This window comes from Sphingomonas baiyangensis (assembly GCF_005144715.1).
In the GTDB taxonomy this organism is placed as follows: domain Bacteria; phylum Pseudomonadota; class Alphaproteobacteria; order Sphingomonadales; family Sphingomonadaceae; genus Sphingomonas; species Sphingomonas baiyangensis.
Map to the genome: position 1 here is coordinate 199,559 of NZ_SWKR01000002.1, position 24,140 is coordinate 223,698.

A 24,140-nucleotide genomic window follows, 5' to 3' on the forward strand; every position below is an offset into this window, starting at 1 on the left:
TGGCGGGGCGCGCGCGGAGTGCGGCGCTTCGCGCATCGCTTGTCGGCGACAAGGCTGAAGATTTCGGAAACGATGTTCGCCGCCCGCCCGCGATTGCCTCACCCGGCCGGGGGGACTAACTGACCACGCAGCGACAAAGGGGTTTCATGCGATGACGATCAAGCGGCTGCGCAAGGCGGTGTTCCCGGTCGGCGGGCTCGGTACGCGTTTCCTGCCCGCCACCAAGGCGAGCCCCAAGGAAATGCTTCCCGTCGTCGATCGCCCGCTCATCCAATATGCCGTCGACGAAGCGATCGAGGCGGGCATCGAGCAGATGATCTTCGTCACCGGACGCGGCAAGTCGGCGATCGAGGACCATTTCGACATCGCCTACGAGCTCGAATCGACGATGGCCGAGCGTGGCAAATCGCTTGAGATCCTCGAGCCCACCCGGCTGCAGCCCGGCGCCGTCGCCTATGTGCGCCAGCAGGAGCCGATCGGCCTTGGCCATGCGGTGTGGTGCGCGCGCGACATCGTCGGCGACGAGCCCTTCGCGATCTTCCTCGCCGACGAGCTGATGATCGGCCGGCCGGGCTGCATGAAGCAGATGGTCGACGCCTATATGCAGGTCGGCGGCAACATCGTGTGCGGCTTCGAGGTGCCCGACGACGAGACCGACCGCTACGGCATCGTCGATCCCGGGGCGGTGAACGGCGATCTGGTCGAGGTCAAAGGGCTGGTCGAGAAGCCGAAGGCAGGCACCGCGCCCTCGAACCTGATGATCCCCGGTCGCTACATCCTCCAGCCCGAGGTGATGGATATCCTGAAAAATCAGGGTCCGGGCGCCGGCAACGAAATCCAGCTGACCGATGCGATGGCGCAGATGATCGGCCGCCAGCCCTTCCACGCCTTCCGCTTCGGCGGCCGCCGCTTCGATTGCGGCGACAAGGCGGGGTACATCCAGGCCAATCTGGCGCTGGCACTCGAACGCGAGGACATCGGCCCCAAGGTGCGCGCATTTGCGGTTGATCTGCTCCGCGGGTAGATTATTCCGCATTGCAACATGTTTAGCGCGACAGATCGCTACGGTTGTGCGATGAAGCGCAACCGAAATGATTTCCATTCGTTTTTCCGTGCCTTAACTGGCACGCATGCCGATGGTGTGGCAGTGCGCCGCCCGGCTTGTCGTTTTCACTCGGGAAAGCCTCGCCAATGCTGATGCAAAGCGTCCGCGCAGCGGAGGCAGTGCCGCGTCGCTCGGCGCTCCAGTCCTCCAGCTTCCAATTGCTGCTGCTGCTCGTGGCCGGCGTTCTCGTGCCCGCCGCGCTGATGCTGCTCAGCGAAGGAACGCGCATCCTCGACGAGGTGCAGTGGCGCGTCAGCACTACCGGATCGACCGTCGCGATCCTGTTCGGCGCCTTTCTCGTCCGCAAGGTCACTGCCTATCCCGGCGTCGGCGCGTTCGGTATGCTCATCCCGTCGTTCGGCAGCGCCTATGCGCTGGTGATCGCCACGATGTTCGCCACGCGCGTTCCCTATAGCGGCTGGTTTCTAGGCCTCAGCATCGCCGCGACGATGACCGCGGCGTTCCTGCTGTTCCTGTTGCGCAACCGGCTTGAGCGGCCGCGCTTCTACGTCGTCGTCGCCGGGCAGACGCAGCTTTTGTTCGACGTGCCAGGCGTCGAATGGGTGGCGCTCGACCGTCCGGTGCTGCCCGACGACCGGCACGCCGCATTCGTCGCCGATCTGCGCCACGACCATGACGATGCGTGGGAGCGGATGCTCGCCGAGGCCGCCATCGAGGGTCGGCCCGTCTATCACACCAAGCAATTGTGGGAATCGCTCACCGGCCGCGTGTCGATCGAGCATATGTCCGAGAACAGTCTCGGCTCGCTGCTGCCCAATCTGGCGTATCGCCGCGTTAAGCGGCTGACCGATATCGTCGGCGCGCTCGTGTTGCTGCCCGTGCTCGCGCTGCCGATGGCGGTGCTGGGCCTGGCCATCCGGCTCGATTCGGCGGGCCCCGCGCTGTTCCGGCAGGAGCGCATGGGCTTTCGCGGCCAGAGCTTCACGATGGTGAAGTTCCGCACGATGCGCGTGCGCGACGCGATCACCTGCGATAATGCGGCGCGCGACGATGCGATCACGCTGCATGACGACGACCGCGTGACGCGGCTCGGCCGCTTCCTGCGCGCCTCGCGCCTCGATGAACTGCCGCAGATCCTCAACGTGCTGGCGGGCGACATGAGCTTCATCGGCCCCCGGCCCGAGGCGGTGCCGCTGTCGCGCTGGTACGAGGTCGAGATACCCTTCTACCGCTATCGCCACATCGTGCGGCCGGGCATCACCGGCTGGGCGCAGGTGAAGCAGGGCCACGTCCACGCGCTCGACGATGTCGACTGCAAGCTCAGCTACGACTTCTTCTACGTGAAGAACTTCTCGCTCTGGCTCGATATCCTCATCGCGCTGCGCACGATCCCCACAATGTTGTCGGGGTTCGGCGCCCGCTGAGCCGGGGCCGATAGCGGCGTTGTGGCGGCTTGCGATGATGCTGGTGCCATGAACCACCCCCGTTCGTACCGAGCCCTTCGGCGAGCTCAGGAAATCCCTGTCGAAGAACGGGTTTTCCGCAAACCGCCGGCGCAAGCGCCAGTGAGCTGCGCGCATAAGAAAAGGCGGCCGGATCGCTCCGGCCGCCTTCCTTTTCCTTGCGGAACGGCTGGACTTAGTTGCTGTCCGAATCGTCGTCGCCGTCAACGGCGATGATGATGCCGGCGACGATTGCCGCCGCAGCCACCACGCCGACGATCGCGCCGCCGCCGATGGCGTCGTTCGCATTGGTCGCCTTGGTGGCGCCGCGAACCGACTTCGACTGCGCAACCGACAGCTTCGCCGCCGGGTTGGCTGCCAGCGCCGGAGCCGCCGTCAGCGAAACAGCCGCTACAGCCGCCATGAGTTTTGCCAAACGCATCTGAGCACTCCCTTTAGAATCGACAGAATATGTCGGTTGCATCATGTGAACGACCGAAACACATCCGGACGCGCGCATATTGCAATGCAACGCCTAACGCAATTCACCATCCACCGGCAACCCGCCACGAGATGGTTCGGCGCGTTGCAACCTGCTTTCATCGCATGACTATTCCATAATGGAAGCGTCGGCCGAAGATTGCGGAAATGGCGCGCATCACCCGATCGCACGGAGCGGTAAATTGTTCCTCAATCGCCTGAAATCGCTCCGATCGAACGTGCGGCGGACCGTCGTCGCAGTGGTGGTTGCCGCCGCGGCCATCGGCGCCGCGCCTGTGGCCGATAGCGATGCCGCCAGTTTCGAGGCGTTGCGCGCCGCCGACCTCCGCTTGGCTACGATCGGCCATCGGCTCGCGACGGCCAATGCCGCACTGTGCGCCGAGCGTCAGCCCGCGACGGGCCTGGTGCTCCACGCGATCGATCAGTATCGCGGCGATGCGCAAGCCGCGGCACGCGCGCATTTCGGCTTCGCGCGCCCGCTGGGCGTGATGGCGGTGGTGCCCGGCTCCGCCGGGCAACGGGCCGGGTTGCGCGCCGACGACGCGCTGGCGTCGCTCGCGGGCGTCGAAGCCATGAAGATCACGGGCGACGCGGCCAATCATCCCGAAACGCACCGGCTGCTCGCCGCGCATCGCCTGATCGCCAGCCAGTCGCCCGATGCGCCGGTCGCCCTCTCGGTCGAACGTGCGGGTCGCGCGATCGCGCTTACGCTCGCAGCGCAGCCGGCATGTCGCACGCGCTTCGAACTCGCGGTGTCCGATCGTGTCGAGGCGCGCGCCGATGGCGAGATGGTGCAGATCAGCACGCGCGCACTCGCCGACAATCGCGCCGATGCCGATCTCGCCGCGCTCGTCGCGCACGAGCTGGCGCACAACATCCTGCGCCACCGCGCGCGGCTCGACGTTGCCGGTGTCTCGCGCGGGCTGTTCGCGGGTGTGGGGGGCAGCGGCGACAGGTTCCGCCAGAGCGAGATCGAGGCCGATCTGCTTTCGGTCCATCTTGTCGCCAATGCCGGCTTCGCGCCGGCGGGCGTCGCCGATTTCTGGTCGCGGTTCGGTCGCGCGAACACTGGCCTTATCCAGCCCGGCACGCATCCCGGCTGGCGCCACCGCGTCGCCGCCACCCGCGCCGAGGCGGCATATATCGCGAAGGGGCAGGGAGCTGCCCGCGTGCGCACGCTCGTCGCGTGGCGTGATCGCCCGCTCGACGGAAACTGGCGCGAGACCGCAGGGCTGCGCTGATCGCGCCGCGCCGGCGCCTACACGTTCAGGCGGATGCGCATTTCCTTGCCGGGCTTGAAATAGGGCACGCGCTTGGCCTCGACTTCCACCGTCTCGCCGGTGCGCGGATTGCGGCCGACGCGCGCATCGCGCGGGCGGGTCGAGAAGGCGCCGAAGCCGCGCAGCTCGACGCGACCATCGGCCGACAGGCGCTTGACGATTTCGTCGAAGAACACGTTCACGATCCGCTCGACGTCTCGCACCGAAAGGTCGGGATTGTCGCGGACCAGCAGCTGGACCAGCTCGGAACGGATCATTCTATCATTCCCCCAAAAGGCAACATGCGGAAACCGGCAGCGCCAGCGCCCGAATCAAGTCCCCCTTTAGCGACATTCTAGTTGGGCGGTTGATCTCGATCAATCAACTTCGTTGCGCCCGTTGCACCCGCTGCGGGCGGGCACGCATCGCGCACCCGCCCGCCCGTCGGCGTCAGTTCTTCTCGTTGCGGGCCTTCAGCGCCTCGCCCAGGATGTCGCCCAGCGACGCGCCCGAATCGGACGAGCCATATTGCGCGACCGCCTGCTTCTCTTCGGCGATCTGCATCGCCTTGATCGAGAAGGTCGGCTTCTTCGAACGATCGAAGCCCGTCACCATCGCGTCGAACTTCTGGCCGACCTGGAAGCGTTCGGGGCGCTGCTCGTCGCGGTCGCGGCCCAGATCGGTACGCTTGATGAAGCCCGTGGCGCCATCCTCGCCGGTCTGCACCTCAAGGCCCGCGTCGCGCACCTCGAGCACCGTCACGGTGACGATCTCGTTCTTGTTGACGCGCGCACCGCTCGAAGCGACGCCGACTGCCGGCGCGCCACGCTCGAGCTGCTTCATACCGAGCGAGATGCGCTCCTTGTCGGGCTCGACCGCGAGCACGACGGCCTTCACCATCTCGCCCTTGCGATGCAGCGCCAGCGCGTCCTCGCCCGAGATGCCCCAAGCAATGTCGCTCATGTGCACCATACCGTCGACATCGCCGTCGAGGCCGATGAACAGGCCGAACTCGGTGGCGTTCTTGACTTCGCCCTCGACTTCGCTGCCAACCGGATGATCGGCGGCGAAGCGGTCCCACGGATTGTCCTGCGCCTGCTTGAGGCCCAGCGAAATGCGACGCTTGTCCTCGTCGACCTCGAGCACCACGACTTCGACTTCCTGCGAGGTCGAGACGATCTTGCCCGGATGGACGTTCTTCTTGGTCCAGCTCATCTCCGAGACGTGGACCAGACCCTCGATGCCGGCTTCGAGCTCGACGAAGGCGCCATATTCGGTGATGTTGGTGACACGGCCCGTGAGCTTCGCGCCCACCGGGTACTTGGCCGATGCGCCGTCCCACGGATCGCTCTCGAGCTGCTTCATGCCCAGGCTGATGCGCTGCGTGTCGCGGTTGATGCGGATGATCTGCACCTTCACCGTGTCGCCGATGTTGAGCATCTCGCTCGGATGGCCGACGCGCTTGTAGCTGAGATCGGTGACGTGCAGCAGCCCGTCGATCCCGCCCAGATCGACGAACGCACCGTAATCGGTGATGTTCTTGACGACACCGTCGATGATCTGGCCCTCGGCCAGGCTCTGGATCAGGCCCGAACGCTGCTCGGCGCGCGTCTCTTCGAGCACCGCGCGGCGCGAGACGACGATGTTGCCGCGCTTGCGGTCCATCTTGAGGATCTGGAAGGGCTGCGGGATGTCCATCAGCGGCGTCACGTCACGCACCGGGCGGATATCGACTTGGCTGCCCGGCAGGAACGCGACCGCGCCCGACAGGTCGACGGTGAAGCCGCCCTTGACGCGGCCGAAGATTACGCCCTCGACGCGCGCGGTCTTGGCGAATTCGGTCTCCAGCGTGTCCCACGCGGCTTCGCGGCGCGCGCGATCGCGGCTCAGCATCGCCTCGCCATTGGCGTTCTCGACGCGGTCGACATAAACCTGCACTTCGTCGCCGACCTTGAGCTCGGCCTTCTGGCCGGGAGCGGCGAACTCGCGCAGCGGCACGCGGCCTTCGCTCTTGAGGCCGACGTCGATGACGGCAAGGTCGTTCTCGATCGCGGTGACGGTGCCGTGGACGACACGGCCCTCGAAGCTGTCGGCGCCGCCGAACATATCATCGAGCATCGCCGCGAAATCGTCACGCGTAGGGGTGGGCTGGGTTGCCATAAACTAGGGTATTCCTCAGGTCGTTTCCGGCCAGCCGGTTGGTTCCGGCGGTCTTGTGGCCGATCCGCCGCGACGGCCGGTTGCCGGCGCGGCATCCTTTGGGCGGGCGCAGGCGGGGGAGGCACGATACCGCACGCGTCGGGTCGCTCTTGGCGAAGCCGCTGCCTGCGAAAACGGGCGCGTGAGGCCATGCCTCCGCGCCATCCCACGACAGGCACCCACCTGCCGGACCGGGCGCGCATACGCCAAAGGGCGGCTTTAGGCAAGTATCGCGGCGGGCGAAGACGCTGCGTCGCCCGCCGTTTTGGCGTCAGGCGATGCCGATCAGCAACGGTGCCTCGATACCGCGCGCATCGGCGGTATCGGAAGCGCGCGTGCCGGCGTCGGCGGGCACCGACATGCGGCTCGGCAGCGCCAGCAGCGCCAACAGATAGCCGATGATCGCGCTGCCGCCATAGCCGACGACGGGGGTGGGATAGTCGGCGATCGCCGCCGCGGCGATGATCGTCACCCACATCGCGCCGAACACCGCATGCGTCGCGCGCTCGGCGGGGTGCCGCCAGCCCGTGATTCCGGGAACCAGCAGCAGCGCCAGCCCGCCGAGCACCGCCACGCCCGACATCGCATCGACCGCGAAGGCCGAGCCGATGATGCCGTCGACATAGGGCACGGCGGGCACCGTATCGGCACGCGCCAGCGTCGCCACGAGTCCTGCGATAGCGGTGCCCAGCGCCAGCAGCACGCGCCGCTCGGGTGCGAGCGCCGCCAGCACCGCCAGGCTCGCCGCGAGCGCCGCGGCCATCGCGGCATCGCGCTGCACCGCGATGCCGAGGCCGGCGATCACCAGCGCCGCAGTAGTGAGCGTATCGCGCCGGCGCGCGAACAGCGCGACCATCAGCGGCAGCAGCAACAGGCTCGGCTGCACCGACAGGCCGCCGAGGCTCGCCCACCGTGTCGCGCCTTCTATGGCGGTGCCGAACAGCCCCGTCGCGAGCAGCGCCAGCGCCATCGCCGTCACGGCCAGGCCCTGCCGCTCGCCATCCTTCGCGATCCTGCCGAGCGTCGCCAGCAGCAGCACGCCGATGCCCAGCGCTGCGACGTTCGACAGAAGATAGCGCGCCGGCGCCCCGGCGAGCTGGAGATAGAACAGGCCTAGGGCGACCGCCCCCGTGGCGCAGGCGATGCCGAGGATGCGGGGGCGTTCGAGAGCGAGGTGCAAAAGGCGCATGACGATCGTGTCTCCGGCGGCGTTGAGGGGGAGGGGAGCGAGCAGGTGCGAAATCAGGATGCGCGGGGCGAGGCCGAGCAGGCTGTCGAGCGCGAAGCCGAGCGCCTCGCCGGGATCGGCGATCGCGGCGGTCTCGGCGCGCACCGCCCATCCCCAGGGCTGCAACGCGCGCGGCAGCATCGCCTGCAACACGCGGCAGGTCAGGTCGGCCAGCGCTCGGCGCATGTCGCCGCTCATGTCGCGGCCTTCGCGCGCGCGCCGACGGGCGAGGGCGCCGGGGCGGGCGGATTGTCGCGCGCCAGCCGCAGGCCGCTCGCGGTCAGCCGATAGGCGTGGCGCGGCGGGCGGCCCGGCTCGGCCGGTTCCTGCCACTGCGCCTCCAGATGCCCCTGCGCTTCCAAACGGATCAGCAGTGGATAGAGCGTGCCCGATTTGACGCCCGCGATCCGCGCGAGTTCATAGCCGTGCGACCATCCGCCCGCCGCGTCGTGCAACACGGCCAGTACGGTGCGCGCCTGCGGCGATAGGGCTCTGGATCGGACCATGGATCTTAAGTCTACCTATGTAGACTTGCTGTCAAGCAGGTGTTGGCGATCATTTGCCGATCGCTGGCGAAATCGCTAGATTGTCCCGATGGCTACGCTCACGCTCTCGCTGCCCGACACGCTCGACCGCTGGGTGCAGGAACGTGTGTCGTCGGGCGAATTCGCCACCGCCGCCGATCTCGTCCGCACCATGCTCGAACGCGAACGCGTCCGCGCCGAGAAGATCGCCGCGATGGACAGGCTGGTCGCGGAAGCGATCGAAAGCGGCATCAGTACCCGCAGTGTCGACGAGATTTTTGCCGAAGCGCGCCGTCGCGCCGCGCCAGATGCCGCTTAGGCTCGCGTAGGCCGCCGAAGCCGACCTCATCGCCATCTACCTCGAAAGCAGCGCGCGATTCGGCACGGCTCAGGCCGAAAGCTATGCGACCGGTCTGCGCACTGCGTTCGATCACATCATGTCGTGGCCACGCAGCGCAAGGCTGCGCCGCGAGATGCGGGCACCTGTGCGCGTGCATCGCTTCAAGGCGCACCTGATCCTCTATGTAATCGAGGAGCCGGACGTCATCATCCTGCGCATCCGCCACGGCCGTGAGGACTGGGTAAGCGATCCGGCCTGAGCCGCCGCCAGCGCGCGCCTCACCCGATCCGCCGCCGCACGCTCGTCCCCGCGCGTATCACCCACAGATCGCCGAAGTCGGGATGCGTCATCGGTGCCGGGCGCGCGCCGCCCAGCTTCTCGACCAACTCAGGCACGGTGTTGCTGTGGCCCACGACCAGCACGTCGCCCTCCACTGCGCGGATGCGCGCGACGAGCGCATCGGGATCGCGGTGATCGTATAGCTGCGCCGTCATCGCGCGCGCCGCCAGCAGCGGCGCCACGCTCGCGCGCGAGCGGCGGAAGTCGGTGGTGAACACCGCCGCCAGCTTCTGCCCCTCGAGCTGCGCGGCAAGCGTGCGCGCGGCGGCGTGGCCCTCGGGTGTCAGTTCGGCATCGGTCACGCCTTCGGGCGTATGCAGATGGCGCATCACATACACCGTCTGCGACGGAGCCTCGCCCGCGCAACCCGCCAGCAGCGCTACCCCCGCCAGCACCAGCAGCGCGCGGCGGCGCATCAGCGCGTGCTCGCCGGCGCGCCCCCGCGTGCCTTTGCTGCCTCGACCATTGCCACAGCCTTCTGCACCGCCGCGTCGATCGACAGGAAGCTCGTGTCGAGCAGCGCCGCGTCGGCGGCCTGGCGCATCGGGGCGTCGCTGCGCCGCGCGTCGCGGTCGTCGCGCGCGCGGATATCGGCGAGCACGCGGTCGAGGCTGACGTTCGCACCGCCCTTGCGCAGTTCGGCATGGCGGCGCTGCGCACGGATCGTCGGTGTCGCCTTGACGAACAGCTTCACCTCGGCCTCGGGCGCGATGACGGTGCCGATGTCGCGCCCGTCGAGCACCGCGCCGCCCGGCTGCTGCGCGAAGCGGCGCTGGCGCTGGAGCAGTGCTGCCCGCACCAGCGGATGCGCCGACACGATCGAGGCGGTCTTGCCCACGTCGTCGCCGCGCAGTCGCGGATCGGCGAGCAGCCGGTCGTCGAAATCGCACATTGCCACCACATCGGCCTCGCGCGCGGGGTCGAGCTCCTCGTCCATCACGCGCAGCGCGACGGCGCGATAGAGCAGTCCGGTATCGAGATGCGGCAGCCCGAAATGCTGCGCCAGCGCGCGCGCGATCGTGCCCTTGCCCGATGCCGCGGGTCCGTCGACGGCGATAATCATGGCGCGCTCAATCGCGTGGGGGGGCAAGCGCGTCAAGCGTAGTGAAGAAAGCGGGGTAGCTGGTGGCGACGGGGCGAGCATCGTCGATGCCGATCGCATCGGTCGCGACCAGTCCAGCCACCGCCATCGCCATTGCGATGCGATGGTCGAGTTTCGAGGCGATCTGCACGCCGCCCGTCATCGGCGCGCCGCCGCTGCCGGTGATCGACAGCCCGTCGTAATGTTCGGTCAGCGTCACGCCCGCCGCCGAAAGCGCGGCCGCCATCGTCGCGATCCGGTCCGATTCTTTGACGCGCAGCTCGTGCGCGCCGCGCGCCACCGTCACGCCCTCGGCCATCGCCGCGGCGACGAACAGCGCGGGATATTCGTCGATCATGCTCGGCGCCAGATCGGGCGGCACCTCGATCGCGGTGAGCGGCGCGTGGCGCACCACCAGATCGGCCACCGGCTCGCCGCCGACGCTGCGGGCGTTCGTCTCGGCAATGTCGGCGTCCATCAGCCTGAGCGCCGCGATCAGCCCGGTGCGCGTGGGGTTCATGCAGGCGTTGCGGATGGTGACATGCGATCCCGGCACGATCGATGCCGCGACCAGCCAGAACGCTGCCGACGACGGATCGCCCGGCACCGCGATGGTCTGCGGCTGCAACTCGGCCTCGCCATGCACCGCGATCACGCGGCCCGCGGCCGTCTCCTCGACCTCGATCCGCGCGCCGAAGCCGGCGAGCATCCGCTCGCTATGGTCGCGCGTCGGCACCGGCTCGATCACGCGCGTGATGCCGGGCGTGTTGAGCCCCGCGAGCAGCACGGCAGACTTCACCTGCGCCGAGGCGACGGGCAGCGTGTATTCGATCGGCACCGCCGGCACGAGCCCGCGCACCATCAGCGGTAGGCGTCCTCCGGGCGATGCGGTGATGTCGGCGCCCATCGCCGCCAGCGGCTCGATCACGCGGCCCATCGGCCTGCCCGAAAGCGATGCGTCGCCGGCGAACGTCGCGTGGATGGCATGGCTCGCCACCAGTCCCATCAGCAGCCGCGTCGAGGTGCCCGAATTGCCCATATCGAGCGCGCCCGCGGGTTGCAGCAGCCCGCCGACGCCAACGCCGTCGACGCGCCACGTGCCGTCGTCGCCGCGCTCGATCGTCGCTCCCATCGCGCGCATCGCCGCTGCGGTGGCCAGCACATCCTCGCCCTCGAGCAGCCCGGTGATCGTGCTGCGCCCCACCGCAAGCGAGGCGAACATCAGCGCGCGGTGGCTGATCGACTTGTCGCCGGGCAGCGTCACGTCGCCCGTAAGCGGTCCGCGCGGCGCGATCTGAACGGAAAGGGGAGGGGCCGGATGCATCGGCGCGGGCTTTTGACAGCGCGCTTGCGCTATGGCAAGGCGCCCCCCACTTTGCGGGGCTACCCGTAAAATCCTGTCATCTTCGAAAGGCGAATTGCGGCATGATCCAGCCGGAATGGGGTTCCAAGCGTTCGTGCCCGAAATGCGGCACGCGCTTCTATGATCTGGGCAAGGACGATCCCGTCACCTGCATCGAATGCAGCTATGCCTGGCAGCCCGAACCCATCCTGAAGTCGAAGCAGCCGCTGCCGTTCGAGGCGGCCAAGCCCGTCGCCAGCAAGGAGAAGGACGAGGACAGCGATCTCGACACCGATCTCGACGTCGGCGACGACGACGAGCCCTCGGCCGACGACGATGTCGATCTGGGCGGCGACGACGATCTGGGCGTCGAGGCGCCCGACAAGGACGACGACAACTGATAGCCCGGCGCGGGCACTTCGCGGGGCGCAAAAAAACGCATCGCGAAGTGCTTGCCAACCCTGCGGCACCCGATTAGAGGGGCCGCCTTCCCGGACGTGTGGGGCCTTAGCTCAGCTGGGAGAGCGCTTCCATGGCATGGAAGAGGTCATCGGTTCGATCCCGATAGGCTCCACCACCACCGTCCCGCCGGCGCGAATGCGCTCTCCTCTCCGCAAGTCTGTCACCCCGGACCTGATCCGGGGTCCCGCTTCCTTCGGGCGGCCCGCACGCACGCGGCCCCCGACGCGGCCCCTACCGCAATCGCTGGACGCGGTTGAAACCGCCGCTAGTGTCGCCGTCTCACCGGCGAAGCGTCCGTCCCGCCCGCCGTCATCGCTCCGGGGGGCACGATGAGTCCGTTCGAACTGGTCTTCGCCGCCTTCGGGCTGCTGCTCGGCCTCGCCATTTCCGAGGTACTCGGCGGCTTTTCACGCGCGCTCAAGCTCAAGCGCGGCACACGCCCGGTGCGCATCGGCTGGCTCACGCCGCTGCTCGGGCTGCTGGTGATGCTCGATCTCACCAATTTCTGGCTGCTCGCCTGGGATGCGCGCGACCTGATCGGCGCCGATTACCTGACCCTCGTCGCCGTGCTCGCGATTGTCGGCGTCTATTATCTCGCCGCCACGCTCATCTTCCCCGACACGCCCGAGGAATGGCCCGATTTCGACGACTGGTACGACCGGCAGAACCGGCTGGTGGTGGGTGGGCTGCTTGCCGCCAACGTCATGAGCTGGATCGGCCTCGCGCTGCTGCCCGAGGCGCCGCCCGCGCTCGACGCCACACCGGCCGCCGTGCCCGTCGATCCGCTGCTCGATCTCGTCTACAATGTCAGCGGCTTCTCGATCCTCGCGCTGTTCGTGGCGTTGCTGCTCGTCCAGCGCCGCCGCCCCAATGCGGTGATGCTGGCTGCGCTATGCGTGCTGCTCGTCGTGTCGGCCGTGGTCGAGGGCAAGGTCTGAGCCGCAGCGCGGCACCACGCAGCACCACTGGCGCTATTCCGTCGCCGCCTGCCGTTCGGCCTCGGCCTTCTCGCGCTCGAGCCGCAGCTTGAGCAGGTCGAGCTTGCGGATGATCGCGGCGTCGGTCTCGGCCGCCGTCGCGCGCGTGACGAAGGCGCCGCCCGCCAGCCGCGCCGCCGCCTGCGCGGCATCGACCGCCTCGGGCGATCCCTCCGCCAGCGACCTGGTGCCGCCCGTCACGCGCAGGTACAACAGCCGCAGCAGCATGTCCGAATGGCGCCGCCTGGTGCCCACCAGCTTGCCGCCCTGATAGACCGGCTCCTCCCAGCCAATCACCGCGCGTTCGTACGCCGCCTGTTCGATCGTCGGCGCCACGCGCGCCAATGCACGCTCCCATGCCCGCTCGAACGCCGGATGCAGCCGCCGCAGCCGATAGGCCGAGGTCGATGCCATGCCCGCCCTCGCGCAGGCATCGCGCACGCACCCCGTCTCGGACAAGGCCTGCAAGAACACGCGCCGCCGCGCATCGGTCCACCCGTCGCCGCGCGTCCGGTGTCCTGGCAGCTTGGGCGATCGCACCCCGCCTTTCGCCTGCTGGCGCACCCCTCCCTGTCCGTCGTGCCATTGCGCATCCCCTGCCGCCTCAACTCGCGCGATATCATCGAGGAGGGGTTGTAGGACAGAACAAATAAGCAACATCTTGGCGAAAGCGCGAATCGCGCCACTTCCCCCGCACCCATGTGCTTGCTACAGCCGCCGCGAATCTCGCATTCGCACCATTGCCGGGCGCGCCCGTGCGGCTATCGCCGCTTCCCCGCCGCGCCTCGCACCGCATACCGGAGAAGGGCCAGCATGACCGCCATCGGCAACGACACTCTCGGCACCCGCGACACGCTCGACGTGGGCGGGCGGACCTATCATTATTACAGCCTGCCCAAGGCTGCGGCAAAGCTCGGCGACATCAGCCGGCTGCCCTTCTCGATGAAGGTGCTGCTCGAGAACATGCTGCGCTTCGACGATGGCGTCACCGTCACGCCCGAGGATGCGCAGGCGCTGGTCGACTGGCAGAAGGAGCGCCGCTCGGATCGCGAGATCCAGTATCGTCCCGCGCGCGTGCTCATGCAGGATTTCACCGGCGTGCCCTGCGTCGTCGATCTGGCCGCGATGCGCGATGCCATAACCGGCCTTGGCGGCAATGCGGCGAAGATCAATCCGCAGGTGCCCGTCCATCTCGTCATCGACCATAGCGTGATGGTCGACGAGTTCGGCACGCCCAAGGCGTTCGAGAACAATGTCGAGATCGAATATCAGCGCAACGGCGAGCGCTACGAGTTCCTCAAATGGGGGTCGAAGGCGCTCGACAATTTCAAGGTCGTGCCGCCGGGCACCGGCATCTGCCACCAGGTCAATCTCGAATATGTCAGCCAGGCGATCTGGTCGTCCGACGCTGCCGACGGTTCGGGCACCATCGCCTATCCCGACACGCTCGTCGGCACCGATAGCCACACCACGATGGTCAACGGCCTCGGCGTGCTCGGCTGGGGCGTCGGCGGGATCGAGGCCGAGGCCGCGATGCTCGGCCAGCCCGTCTCGATGCTCATCCCCGAGGTCGTCGGCTTCAAGCTGACGGGCAAGCTCGCCGAGGGCATCACCGCCACCGATCTCGTCCTCACCGTCACGCAGATGCTGCGCGCGCGCGGCGTCGTCGGCCGCTTCGTCGAATTCTACGGCCCCGGCCTTGCCAGCATGAGCCTCGCCGATCGCGCGACGATCGCCAACATGGCGCCCGAATATGGCGCCACCTGCGGCTTCTTCCCCGTCGACGACAAGACGCTCGATTACATGCGCCTCACCGGCCGCGACGAGGCGACCGTCGCGCTCGTCGAGGCCTATGCCAAGGCGCAGGGCATGTGGCGCCACGACGATGCCGCCGATCCGCTGTTCACCGACACGCTCGAGCTCGACATGGGCAGCGTCGTGCCGAGCCTCGCCGGCCCCAAGCGCCCGCAGGATCGCGTGCCGCTCGGCGAGGTCGATGACGTGTTCAACGGCGATCTCGTCGCGACCTACAAGAAGGACGCTGCCGTCCGTGCGCCGGTGGCGGGGGCCGATCACGATATCGGCGACGGCGACGTGGTGATCGCCGCGATCACCAGCTGCACCAACACCTCGAACCCCTCGGTGCTCGTCGCTGCCGGCCTCGTCGCCCGCAAGGCGCGCGCGCTCGGCCTCGCGCCCAAGCCCTGGGTCAAGACCTCGCTGGCGCCGGGCTCGCAGGTCGTCACCGATTATCTCACCAAGGCCGGGCTCACCGAAGACCTCGATGCGATGGGCTTCAACCTCGTCGGTTATGGCTGCACCACCTGCATCGGCAATTCGGGTCCGCTCGCGCAGCCGATCTCCGATGCGATCAACGGCAACGACATTGTCGCCGCCTCGGTGCTGTCGGGCAACCGCAACTTCGAAGGCCGCGTTTCGGCCGATGTGCGCGCTAACTTCCTCGCCTCGCCGCCGCTCGTCGTCGCCTATGCGCTGAAGGGCACCGTGACCGAGGACATCCACGCGACGCCGCTTGGCGAGGGGGCCGACGGGCCCGTCTATCTCAAGGACGTCTGGCCCTCGAACGACGAGGTCCGCGCGCTGATGGATGCTAACATCGACGACGACATGTTCCGTTCGCGCTACGGCAACGTCTATGCCGGCGACGAGCATTGGGCGGGCATTTCGGTCGAGGGATCGGACACCTATCGCTGGCCCGCCGCTTCGACCTACATCGCCAATCCGCCCTATCTCGAGGGGATGGAGATGACGCCGGCGCCCGTCGCCGACATCGTCGATGCGCGTCCGCTCGCGGTACTGGGCGATTCGATCACCACCGATCACATCTCGCCGGCGGGTTCGATCAAGGCCGACAGTCCCGCGGGCAAGTGGCTGATGGAGCGGCAGGTTTCGAAGTCGGACTTCAACAGCTATGGCGCGCGGCGCGGTCATCACGAAGTCATGATGCGCGGCACGTTCGCTAACATCCGTATCCGCAATGAAATGGTGCCCGGCGTCGAAGGTGGCATGACGCGTTATAATGGCGAGGTCATGCCGATCTACGATGCCGCCATGCGCCACAAGGCCGATGGTACTGCACTGGTCGTGATCGGCGGCAAGGAATACGGTACGGGTTCTTCGCGCGACTGGGCAGCGAAGGGCACCAACCTGCTCGGTGTGCGCGCCGTGATCTGCGAGAGCTTCGAGCGCATCCACCGCTCGAACCTCGTCGGCATGGGCGTGCTCCCCTTGCAGTTCGCCGAGGGCGTCACCCGCCAGACGCTGGGCCTGACAGGCGACGAGACCTTCACCATCCGCGGCGTCGCCGAGTTGCGTCCCCGCCAGGCGGTCGAGGTCGAGATGACCCGCCCCGACGGCTCGACCGAGACCTTCGAGGCCCGCTGCCGGATCGATACCGTCAACGAACTCGAATATTTCCTCAACGGCGGCATCCTGCACTACGTCCTCAGGAAGCTGGCGGCGTAATTTCAGGTGGTTTCGCGTGGTCCGCCGGCATCGCCCGGCGGACCGCGGCGCACGTCCCGCCACGGGATTCGCGTTCGCCCGGCGGGCGTGCAACGGCGTTGATTTCGCGCTAGGCATCCGCCTTTGCCGGCGGGGAAGGGGAGGCGAACATGCGTAAACCGATGACGGTCGCGGCGCTGACCGAACTGGGGCGCGTCCAGCTCTCGCCCAGCTTCTTCATGCGCGATTTTCTTTACTCGGACATTGCCGCCATCCACGGTCTGTCGAACATTCCCGACGATCCCGATCTCGCGATCGAGGCGGGAAAGCGGCTGTGCAACGACCTGCTCGAGCCGCTGCAGGACGCCTTCGGGCGCATCGCCATCCGCTCGGCCTATCGCTCGAGCGAGGTCAACGCGCTCGGCGCCGCCAAGGGCTATAACTGCGCCTCGAACGACCGGAATTACGCGCGCCACATCTGGGACGTGCGCGATGCCAAGGGGCATATGGGTGCGACGGCCTGCATCGTGGTGCCCGGCTTCTCCAATCGCTTCGACCAGCCGGGTGACTGGAAGCGGCTCGCCTGGTGGATCCACGATCATCTGCCCTACGCAATGATGGAATTCTTCCCCGTGCGCTGGGCGGTCAACCTTTCGTGGCACGAAGCGCCCGGCCGCATGATCTTCAGCCATGTGCCCGATGGGCGCGGCTATCTCACCAAGCCCGGCATGGCCAATCACGCAGGCAGCCACGAGGCCGAATGGGCAGGCATCCTGCCCTGACTCATATCGCGCCGGCCTACCTGCGCGTTTGCCTTTCGGTCCGGTTGCGCGCATAAGGGTCGCGCTACAGTCGCATATCGACGGTCTTCGGCGCTTTGCGGCACCCTCTTCCTTCTTTCCCTGCAGCCAAGGCGCCGCGTTGCCCGGCAGTCGGGCGCGCCACGACCAAGAAGGAAATACCCATGCGCCACACCGGCACCGTCAAGTTCTTCAATGCCGACAAGGGCTATGGCTTCATCGCACCCGATACGGGCGGCAACGACGCCTTCGTCCATATCTCGGCCGTCGAACGCGCCGGCATGGTCACGCTGAACCAGGATCAGCGCGTACAGTATGAGCTCGAGGAAGATCGCCGCGGCAAGATGGCCGCGGTCAACCTCGCGCCTGCGGACTGATTCGCCGCCGGGCGGCGCCGCTTCCGGTGCCGCCCGGACCCACCCTTTGCGGGAGACGAACGATCGCCGACAATCCCGATTTCTATCGCGCCCGCGCCGCTGTCGAGCAGGCCAATGCCGACGCCGCGACGCTCGACAATGTCCGCGAACGCTGCGATCGCGCGGCCCAGGCGTGGACCGCCATGGCCAATCGCGCCGAGCGTACCCGCACCCAGCGCGAAGCGCGCGAAGCCGCCTCGGGGCGTGTAGCCGCCGAGGACTGATCGGGGCTCAGCCGCCCCGAAGCGCGCGACCCGCCACCGTCTGCAACCGCGCGACAAGCGCCGGGTCGCGCTGCTGCGGCGCGGTCATCAACGCACCGTGGAGACACCGGTCGATTGGCGAGAGCGGTCGCTCCGCCGGCAGCGCGCGCAGCATTTCCACCAGCGCCGCACGCGCCGCGCGGCCATTTTCCGCGACCCGCGCCAGCACCTGCGTCACATCGACCGCCGCCTCGTCCTCGCGCCAGCAATCATAGTCGGTGACCATCGCCATCAGCGCATAGGGAAGCTCGGCCTCGCGCGCGAGCCGCGCCTCGGGCATCGCTGTCATGCCGATCACATGGCATCCCCATTGGCGGTAGAGCAAGCTCTCGGCGCGCGTCGAGAATTGCGGCCCCTCCATCGCCAGATAGGTGCCACCGCGATCAACCTGCACGCCCGCCGCCACCGCCGCCTCATGCATCAGTGCCGAAAGGCGCGGACAGGTCGGCTCGGCGAGCGAGACATGCGCCACCATGCCGCTGCCGAAATAGCTCGATACGCGCCCGCGCGTCCGGTCGATGAACTGGTCGACGATTGTGAAGCTACCCGGAGGTCGCTCCTCGACGAGGCTGCCGACCGACGAGATCGCGACGATATCGGTCGCGCCCAGCTGCTTGAGCGCATCGATATTGGCGCGCGCATTGATCGCCTCAGGCGCGATTCGGTGGCCGCGTCCGTGGCGCGGCAGGAACAGCACCCCCGCCGCGCCCAGCCGCCCGTGATAGATGGCGTCAGACGGCGCTCCCCAAGGCGTGTCGACGGCAATCCACTCGCCATTCTCGATGCCGTCGATCGCGTACAGCCCCGATCCGCCCAGCACGCCGATCGTCCAGCCGCCCATGCGTACTCCTTTCGCCCGATGCCGGATTGTCCGCGGCCCGCGAAGCGCTTACGCCTGTGCCGATGAACCGCAAGACCCTGTTCGCCGCGATGGCGATGCTCGCCATGCCCGCCGCCGCCGCGGCACCTGCCGATGGCGTCACCGGCCGCTGGATGACGCCCGGCGATCAGGCGATCATCGCGATCAAGCCGTGCGGCAACCGGCTGTGCGGCGTGATCGAGCGCGTGCTCAAGGCGCCGCCCGGCGCGCCGAAGGTCGATGCCAACAATCCCGATCCCGCGCTGCGCAAGCGGCCGCTCGTCGGCACCGCGATCCTCTCGGACTTCACACGCGACGATGCGCAGTGGCGCGGCACGATCTACGATCCGCGCTCGGGCAAATCCTATCGCTCGACGATGCGCGTGCGGGGCGCGCTGCTCGAAGTGAAGGGCTGCATCGCGGTATTCTGCCGCACGCAGGAATGGCGCCGCGCTTCCTGATCTATTGACACGCGTGTCAGTTGCGCCATGCTACCCGAAAAGGAGAGGTAGCATGGCGACGCTCGCACCCCAACCGCAAGCCGCGCAAGCGGCAGACCCGCTCGATGTCAGCCGCGCCGAGCTCTACCGCGACGATACGTGGCATGCGCCGTTTCGCGAGATTCGCGCCAGGGGCGGCATCCACCGTACCGAGGATTCGGACTTCGGCCCCTATTGGTCGATCGCGAGCTACAAGCCGCTCGTCCATGTCGAATCGCTGCCCGAGCTGTTTTCCTCCGAGGCCGGCGGCATCACGCTCGCCGACTTCAAGGAGGGCACCGACGTCAAGATGCCGATGTTCATCGCGATGGACCGGCCCAAGCACACCGGCCAGCGCCGCACCGTAGCACCCGCCTTTACGCCAAGCGAAATGGCGCGGATGACCGACGATATCCGTCGGCGCACCGCCGAGATCCTCGACGGACTGCCGATCGGCACGACCTTCGACTGGGTCGACCGCGTCTCGATCGAGCTGACCACGCAGATGCTCGCGATTCTGTTCGACTTCCCCTGGGAAGAGCGTCGCAAGCTGACCTTCTGGTCCGACTGGGCCGGCGATATTGAGCTCGTCAAGAACGAGGAGCTGCGCCAGCAGCGGCTGGTGCACATGTTCGAGTGCGGTTCGTACTTCAAGCGCCTTTGGGACGCCAAGATCGACAAGCCGCCGACACCCGATCTCATCTCGATGATGATCCACTCGGACGCGATGGCCGAGATGGACCAGTATGAGTTCATCGGCAATCTGATCCTGCTGATCGTCGGCGGCAACGACACCACGCGCAGCTCGATGACGGCCTATGCGCTGGGGCTCGATCAGTTTCCCGACGAGCGCGCGAAGCTCGAAGCCGATCCGTCGCTCATCCCGAATGCCGTGCAGGAGATCATCCGCTGGCAGACGCCGCTCAGCCACATGCGCCGCACCGCAACCGCCGATACCGAGCTCGACGGGCATGCCATCAAGGCGGGCGAGAAGCTGGCGCTATGGTATGTCTCGGCCAATCGCGACGAAAGCGTGTTCGAGGATGCCGACGCGATCCGTATCGAGCGCCCAAACGCGCGGCGGCACCTGGCCTTCGGCCACGGCATCCATCGCTGCGTCGGCGCGCGGCTCGCCGAGTTGCAGATCAGCATCCTGCTCGAGGAAATGGGCAAGCGCCGGCTGCGCGCGAACGTGGCGGGCGCGCCCGAGCGCGTCGCCGCGTGCTTCGTCCACGGCTATCGCAAGCTGCCCGTCGAACTAAGTCGCTACTAGAGCCTGTTTCAGTAAAGCTGAAAACGACTCTAGACCGTCTCGCCCAGCAGCAGGCGCGGGCGCTGGCCGCTTTCGCCGCGCGCCTCGGCCATGAAGCGCGCCTTGAGCGGGGGCAGTGCGTTGACTGCCGAAATCCCCATGCGCCGCACTGCCGATGCGGTGCGGCCGGGCACGCCGAACAGCCGCGTCAGCGTGTCGGTCGCCATCGCCACCATCAGCGTGTCGAGCCCGCGCCACCGCTCGTAGCGCTTGAGCAGCTGCGCATCGCCGAGGTCGAGCCCCAGTCGCCGGCCCTCGACGAGAACCTCGACCAGCGTCGCGACGTCACGGAAACCCAGGTTCAGGCCCTGCCCGGCGATCGGATGGATGCCGTGCGCGGCATCGCCCACCAGTGCCAGCCGCTCGGCGGTGATCCGCGCCGCATGATGGAAGCCGAGCGGATAGCTGCTGCGCCGCGTGACCGGCCCAAGCCGCCCGAGGAAACCGCCCATGCGCTTCTCGGCTTCGGCGAGCCACGCGCGGTCGGAAAGCTTGAGCATCCCCGGCGCGTCCTTCGCGTCGACCGTCCATACCAGTGCCGATCGGTGCCCGGTATCATCGTCGGGCAGCGGCAGGATCGCGAAAGGGCCGGCGGGATAGAAGATCTCGTAGGCGCAATTCTCGTGGCTGTGCTCGTGATGAAACGTCGCGATCATCGCGACGTGATCGTAGCGCCAGCGCGCGATGTTGATGCCGGCTGCCTCGCGCGTGGGCGAATTGCGCCCCTCGGCGGCGATCAGCAGCTCGGCACGCACCACCGATCCGTCGTCGAGCGTCGCGACGACGCCGGCCTCGTTGCGGTCGACCGATACCGCGCGCCGCTGCATCCGCAGGTCGACGCCTGCGGCCTCGCTCGCCGCGGCGTGCAGCGCCTGACGCAGCCGGCGGTTCTCGTACATCACGCCAAGCGCCCCGTCGCCGGAATCGGGCTCGAAGTCGAGCGCGCCGGGTTCGAGCCCGTCGCTCACGCGGATCGAGGCGATCGGGCACCCGGCGCCCGCCAGCCGCGCGCTCACGCCGATCGCATCGAGCATCCGGTGGCTCGCGCTGGCGACGGCACTGGCGCGCCCGTCGAAATCGGCAGCGAGGATCGTCGCGGGATCGGCGGGGTCGACGACGGTGGCGGTCAGGCCGTGCGCGGCAAGCGCCGTCGCCAGCGTGCTGCCGACCAGTCCGGCGCCCAGAATAAGAACATCGCTCATGGCCGTCGATGTAGCCCGCGCCGCTCCCGAAGCAAATGGACCTTTGGTCCGCCACGCGCACGCCATTGCGCGCCTGCTTGACGCCGAACCCGCTTTCGCGCGATGATTCCCGCTGTGTTCCGGCAGCATTGCCGGCGCTTTCGGGGGATAGACGATGGCAAGCCGTGCGCAGCCGAAACTGTGGCGCGACACGATGCGCGCGGGCGCGCGTCGCTCGAGTGCGATGCTCGGCGCGATCGCGCTGTTCGCGCTGACCGCGGCGCTGGTGATCGCGCTTGCCAGCTATCGCCCCAGCGACGCCGCGTTCAACACCGCAGCCGGCGGTCCCGCCGAGAACTGGATGGGGCCTCCCGGCGCCTATGCCGCCGATCTGCTGCTCACGCTGTTCGGCATGCCCGCGATCATGCTACTGCCGCTGCTGCTCGTCTTTGCCGGCCGCCTGTGGGGCGAGCGGCCCGTAGGGCCATGGTCGCGGATGCTGCGCGACGTCGTGCTCGGCATCGTGCTGATGGGCACCGCGCTTGCCTTCGTCGCCGGCGGATCGGTGCTCGCGCTGCCGGCGGGCTATGGCGGCGTGATCGCGATGGCGATCGCCGCCGCCGTAAAGTGGGGCATCGGATTCATCGGCGAGCCCGTGGCCGAACTCTGGACGATGCGCGGTGTCGGCGTAGCTGCGGGGCTTGCCGGCGTGGTGCTGTGGGGGCGAGGGCTCACGATCGACCTGCGCGACCGGCGCTGGCTGCCGCGCCGCCGCGCTCGTGGTGGCGATGGCGATGCCGCATTCGAAGATTTCGAGGATACCGAAACGCCCGCGATATCGCTCGATCGCGAGGCGCTGCCCGAGATCGCCACGCCCGAGCCGCGCCGTGCCGCCACCCCCGATCCGCGCCCCGCGCCGGTCATCACCGAGCGCAGCGCCGCGCCCGCACCCGCGCGCGCCAAGCCCGAACAGACCTCGCTCGACCTGCGCGACAATTTCAAGCTGCCGCCGCTCGACCTGCTCAATCCCGCGCCCGCCAACGCCAAGAACACGATCGACAAGGCGGCACTCGAGCGCAACGCGCGCCTGCTCGAGACCGTGCTCGACGATTTCCACGTCAAGGGGTCGATCGTCGGCGTGCGGCCCGGACCCGTCGTCACGATGTACGAGCTCGAACCGGCGGCGGGCATCAAGGCCAGCCGCGTCATCCAGCTCGCCGACGATATCGCGCGCAACATGAGCGCGATCTCCGCGCGCGTCGCGACCATTCCGGGGCGCACCGTGATCGGCATCGAATTACCCAATGCGCGGCGCGAGCCCGTCAATCTGCGCGAACTGATCGGCAGCGAGGCGTTCGCCGACCAGACCGCGCAGCTCCCCATCGTGCTCGGCAAGGATATCGGCGGCGAATCGGTCATCGCCGATCTCGCGCCGATGCCGCATCTGCTGGTCGCGGGCACTACCGGATCGGGCAAGTCGGTGGGGCTCAACTCGATGATCCTGTCGCTGCTCTATCGGCTCACGCCCGATCAGTGCCGCCTTATCATGATCGACCCAAAGATGCTCGAACTGAGCATGTACAAGGGCATTCCACACCTGCTAGCCGATGTCGTCACCGATCCGCCCAAGGCGGTGCGCGCGCTCAAATGGGCGGTCGAGCAGATGGAGGACCGCTATCGCATGATGGCGAGCGTCAATGTCCGCTCGCTCGGCTCCTTCAACGAGAAGGTGCGCGCCGCACGCGCCAAGGGGCAGAAGCTCGGCCGCAAGGTGCAGGTCGGCTATGACGAGAATGGCCGCCCGATCCACGAGGAGGAGACGCTCGATCTCGCCCCGCTGCCGCAGATCGTCATCATCGTCGACGAGCTGGCCGATCTGATGATGACCGCGGGCAAGGAGGTCGAGTTCCTCATTCAGCGCCTCGCGCAAAAGGCGCGCGCCGCGGGCATTCACCTCATCATGGCGACGCAGCGCCCCTCGGTCGACGTCATCACCGGCGTCATCAAAGCCAACCTGCCGACGCGCATCAGCTTCCATGTGACGAGCAAGATCGACAGCCGCACGATCCTGGGCGAGCAGGGCGCCGAGCAGCTGCTCGGCAAGGGCGACATGCTCTACATGCCCTATGGCAAGAAGATCAGCCGCGTCCATGGCCCCTTCGTCTCCGACGAGGAAGTGCAGGCGATTGCCGATTTCTGGCGTGCGCAGGGCGAGCCCGACTATGTCGACGCAGTCACCAACGAGCCCGAGGAAGGCGGCGGCTTCAGCCTCGATGGCGCACCCGTCGGCGGCGACAGCCCCGAGGACCAGATGTATCGCAACGCCATCGCCATGGTCGCGCAGAGCCAGAAGGCATCGACCTCATGGCTCCAGCGACAATTGCGCATCGGCTACAACTCGGCCGCGCGGCTGATCGAGCGGATGGAGAAGGATGATCTCGTCTCGAAGCCCGATCATGTCGGCCGCCGCGAAGTGCTGATGGACGAGGAAGGCCGGCCGCTGCAATAGCGCCATTGCCCGCCGGCCGCGGGGCAGGCATGAGCGGCGGATGACCGATGCCCCGATACTCGCCCCCGCCGCCGATCCCGCCCACCGTATCGGCGA

24 protein-coding genes, 1 tRNA gene and 1 pseudogene are annotated in these 24,140 nt (G+C 67.8%); 15 read left to right on the top strand and 11 right to left on the bottom strand.

Going from position 1 to position 24,140, the window contains the following annotated elements; all coding sequences use genetic code 11:
- The first annotated feature begins 151 nt into the window (after window positions 1-151).
- Together galU and FBR43_RS03970 are read left to right on the top strand one after the other, a co-directional pair.
- Window positions 152-1,024, top strand: coding sequence for a UTP--glucose-1-phosphate uridylyltransferase GalU (galU, locus tag FBR43_RS03965; RefSeq protein WP_136941949.1), 873 nt, complete (start codon window positions 152-154; stop codon window positions 1,022-1,024).
- A 167-nt stretch (window positions 1,025-1,191) separates the two neighbouring features.
- Window positions 1,192-2,490 carry a sugar transferase gene (locus FBR43_RS03970; RefSeq protein ID WP_136941950.1) on the top strand — a complete coding sequence of 433 codons (1,299 nt, stop codon included), beginning with the start codon at window positions 1,192-1,194 and terminating at the stop codon, window positions 2,488-2,490.
- 214 nt (window positions 2,491-2,704) lie between these two features.
- Here FBR43_RS03970 and FBR43_RS03975 read toward each other — a convergent pair whose 3' ends face one another.
- Window positions 2,705-2,995 (bottom strand): hypothetical protein, encoded by a 291-nt coding sequence (locus FBR43_RS03975; protein ID WP_317128309.1) that lies wholly within the window; start codon window positions 2,993-2,995, stop codon window positions 2,705-2,707.
- Window positions 2,996-3,191: 196 nt separating this feature from the next.
- Between FBR43_RS03975 and FBR43_RS03980 the strand changes: the two genes are divergently transcribed.
- Entirely contained in the window at window positions 3,192-4,250 is a 1,059-nt protein-coding gene (locus tag FBR43_RS03980) for a peptidase M48 family protein (RefSeq protein ID WP_169542484.1), read from the top strand.
- 17 nt (window positions 4,251-4,267) lie between these two features.
- Here the strand turns inward: FBR43_RS03980 and FBR43_RS03985 are convergent, their stop codons facing one another.
- The 4 genes from FBR43_RS03985 to FBR43_RS04000 form a co-directional block, all read right to left on the bottom strand.
- Window positions 4,268-4,546, bottom strand: coding sequence for an integration host factor subunit beta (locus tag FBR43_RS03985; protein WP_136941952.1), 279 nt, complete (start codon window positions 4,544-4,546; stop codon window positions 4,268-4,270).
- A gap of 172 nt (window positions 4,547-4,718) precedes the next feature.
- Window positions 4,719-6,428, bottom strand: a complete 1,710-nt coding sequence (gene rpsA / locus FBR43_RS03990; protein WP_136941953.1) for a 30S ribosomal protein S1 — start codon at window positions 6,426-6,428, stop codon at window positions 4,719-4,721.
- Between the two features lie 310 nt (window positions 6,429-6,738).
- Window positions 6,739-7,893 carry a putative peptidoglycan glycosyltransferase FtsW/RodA gene (locus FBR43_RS03995; RefSeq protein ID WP_249276452.1) on the bottom strand — a complete coding sequence of 385 codons (1,155 nt, stop codon included), beginning with the start codon at window positions 7,891-7,893 and terminating at the stop codon, window positions 6,739-6,741.
- Window positions 7,890-8,153 (bottom strand): PadR family transcriptional regulator, encoded by a 264-nt coding sequence (locus FBR43_RS04000; RefSeq protein ID WP_317128310.1) that lies wholly within the window; start codon window positions 8,151-8,153, stop codon window positions 7,890-7,892. Before FBR43_RS04000 ends, FBR43_RS03995 begins: the two co-directional genes overlap by 4 nt.
- Before the next feature lie 136 nt (window positions 8,154-8,289).
- On the opposite strand from FBR43_RS04000, the gene FBR43_RS04005 reads away from it, so the two are divergent.
- Both FBR43_RS04005 and FBR43_RS04010 read left to right on the top strand, forming a co-directional pair.
- Window positions 8,290-8,538, top strand: coding sequence for a ribbon-helix-helix domain-containing protein (locus FBR43_RS04005; protein ID WP_136941955.1), 249 nt, complete (start codon window positions 8,290-8,292; stop codon window positions 8,536-8,538).
- A gap of 22 nt (window positions 8,539-8,560) precedes the next feature.
- A pseudogene (locus tag FBR43_RS04010) lies at window positions 8,561-8,818 on the top strand (type II toxin-antitoxin system RelE/ParE family toxin); the annotation flags it as partial.
- A 19-nt stretch (window positions 8,819-8,837) separates the two neighbouring features.
- On the opposite strand, the gene FBR43_RS04015 reads toward FBR43_RS04010, so the two are convergent.
- From FBR43_RS04015 to aroA, 3 genes are read right to left on the bottom strand one after another with little or no spacing between them, the layout of a single operon-like run.
- Window positions 8,838-9,314, bottom strand: coding sequence for a SixA phosphatase family protein (locus FBR43_RS04015; RefSeq protein WP_136941956.1), 477 nt, complete (start codon window positions 9,312-9,314; stop codon window positions 8,838-8,840).
- Window positions 9,314-9,961, bottom strand: a complete 648-nt coding sequence (gene cmk / locus FBR43_RS04020) for a (d)CMP kinase (RefSeq protein WP_136941957.1) — start codon at window positions 9,959-9,961, stop codon at window positions 9,314-9,316. Before cmk ends, FBR43_RS04015 begins: the two co-directional genes overlap by 1 nt.
- Window positions 9,962-9,968: 7 nt before the next feature.
- Entirely contained in the window at window positions 9,969-11,303 is a 1,335-nt protein-coding gene (gene aroA, locus FBR43_RS04025) for a 3-phosphoshikimate 1-carboxyvinyltransferase (RefSeq protein WP_136941958.1), read from the bottom strand.
- Window positions 11,304-11,404: 101 nt separating this feature from the next.
- Here aroA and FBR43_RS04030 point away from each other — a divergent pair, with 101 nt between their 5' ends.
- From FBR43_RS04030 to FBR43_RS04040, 3 genes are all read left to right on the top strand, one after another.
- Entirely contained in the window at window positions 11,405-11,722 is a 318-nt protein-coding gene (locus tag FBR43_RS04030) for a TIGR02300 family protein (RefSeq protein ID WP_136941959.1), read from the top strand.
- Window positions 11,723-11,822: 100 nt separating this feature from the next.
- Window positions 11,823-11,898: transfer RNA gene (locus FBR43_RS04035), tRNA-Ala, on the top strand.
- A gap of 214 nt (window positions 11,899-12,112) precedes the next feature.
- On the top strand, window positions 12,113-12,721 hold the full coding sequence (locus tag FBR43_RS04040) for a hypothetical protein (RefSeq protein WP_136941960.1): 609 nt from the start codon (window positions 12,113-12,115) through the stop codon (window positions 12,719-12,721).
- 33 nt (window positions 12,722-12,754) lie between these two features.
- On the opposite strand, the gene FBR43_RS04045 is transcribed toward FBR43_RS04040, so the two are convergent.
- Window positions 12,755-13,300: a hypothetical protein gene (locus tag FBR43_RS04045; protein ID WP_136941961.1), complete on the bottom strand. Its 546-nt coding sequence runs from the start codon at window positions 13,298-13,300 to the stop codon at window positions 12,755-12,757.
- A 273-nt stretch (window positions 13,301-13,573) separates the two neighbouring features.
- Between FBR43_RS04045 and acnA the strand changes: the two genes are divergently transcribed.
- From acnA to FBR43_RS04065, 4 genes are all read left to right on the top strand, one after another.
- Window positions 13,574-16,246, top strand: a complete 2,673-nt coding sequence (acnA, locus tag FBR43_RS04050; protein ID WP_136941962.1) for an aconitate hydratase AcnA — start codon at window positions 13,574-13,576, stop codon at window positions 16,244-16,246.
- 149 nt (window positions 16,247-16,395) lie between these two features.
- Window positions 16,396-17,007, top strand: a complete 612-nt coding sequence (locus FBR43_RS04055) for a hypothetical protein (protein WP_136941963.1) — start codon at window positions 16,396-16,398, stop codon at window positions 17,005-17,007.
- 182 nt (window positions 17,008-17,189) lie between these two features.
- Window positions 17,190-17,402, top strand: coding sequence for a cold-shock protein (locus FBR43_RS04060; RefSeq protein ID WP_136941964.1), 213 nt, complete (start codon window positions 17,190-17,192; stop codon window positions 17,400-17,402).
- A 26-nt stretch (window positions 17,403-17,428) separates the two neighbouring features.
- Entirely contained in the window at window positions 17,429-17,665 is a 237-nt protein-coding gene (locus FBR43_RS04065; RefSeq protein WP_249276453.1) for a hypothetical protein, read from the top strand.
- A gap of 7 nt (window positions 17,666-17,672) precedes the next feature.
- Here the strand turns inward: FBR43_RS04065 and mtnP are convergent, their stop codons facing one another.
- Entirely contained in the window at window positions 17,673-18,545 is an 873-nt protein-coding gene (gene mtnP, locus FBR43_RS04070; protein ID WP_136941965.1) for an S-methyl-5'-thioadenosine phosphorylase, read from the bottom strand.
- A gap of 62 nt (window positions 18,546-18,607) precedes the next feature.
- Between mtnP and FBR43_RS04075 the strand changes: the two genes are divergently transcribed.
- Together FBR43_RS04075 and FBR43_RS04080 are read left to right on the top strand one after the other, a co-directional pair.
- On the top strand, window positions 18,608-19,024 hold the full coding sequence (locus FBR43_RS04075) for a DUF2147 domain-containing protein (RefSeq protein ID WP_136941966.1): 417 nt from the start codon (window positions 18,608-18,610) through the stop codon (window positions 19,022-19,024).
- A 52-nt stretch (window positions 19,025-19,076) separates the two neighbouring features.
- Entirely contained in the window at window positions 19,077-20,315 is a 1,239-nt protein-coding gene (locus tag FBR43_RS04080) for a cytochrome P450 (RefSeq protein ID WP_136941967.1), read from the top strand.
- Window positions 20,316-20,344: 29 nt separating this feature from the next.
- On the opposite strand, the gene FBR43_RS04085 is transcribed toward FBR43_RS04080, so the two are convergent.
- Window positions 20,345-21,556, bottom strand: a complete 1,212-nt coding sequence (locus tag FBR43_RS04085) for a UbiH/UbiF/VisC/COQ6 family ubiquinone biosynthesis hydroxylase (RefSeq protein WP_136941968.1) — start codon at window positions 21,554-21,556, stop codon at window positions 20,345-20,347.
- 154 nt (window positions 21,557-21,710) lie between these two features.
- Between FBR43_RS04085 and FBR43_RS04090 the strand changes: the two genes are divergently transcribed.
- The gene (locus FBR43_RS04090) at window positions 21,711-24,044 is read left to right on the top strand and encodes an FtsK/SpoIIIE family DNA translocase (RefSeq protein WP_136941969.1); all 2,334 of its coding nucleotides are present in this window, start codon (window positions 21,711-21,713) and stop codon (window positions 24,042-24,044) included.
- Window positions 24,045-24,140: the final 96 nt, after the last annotated feature.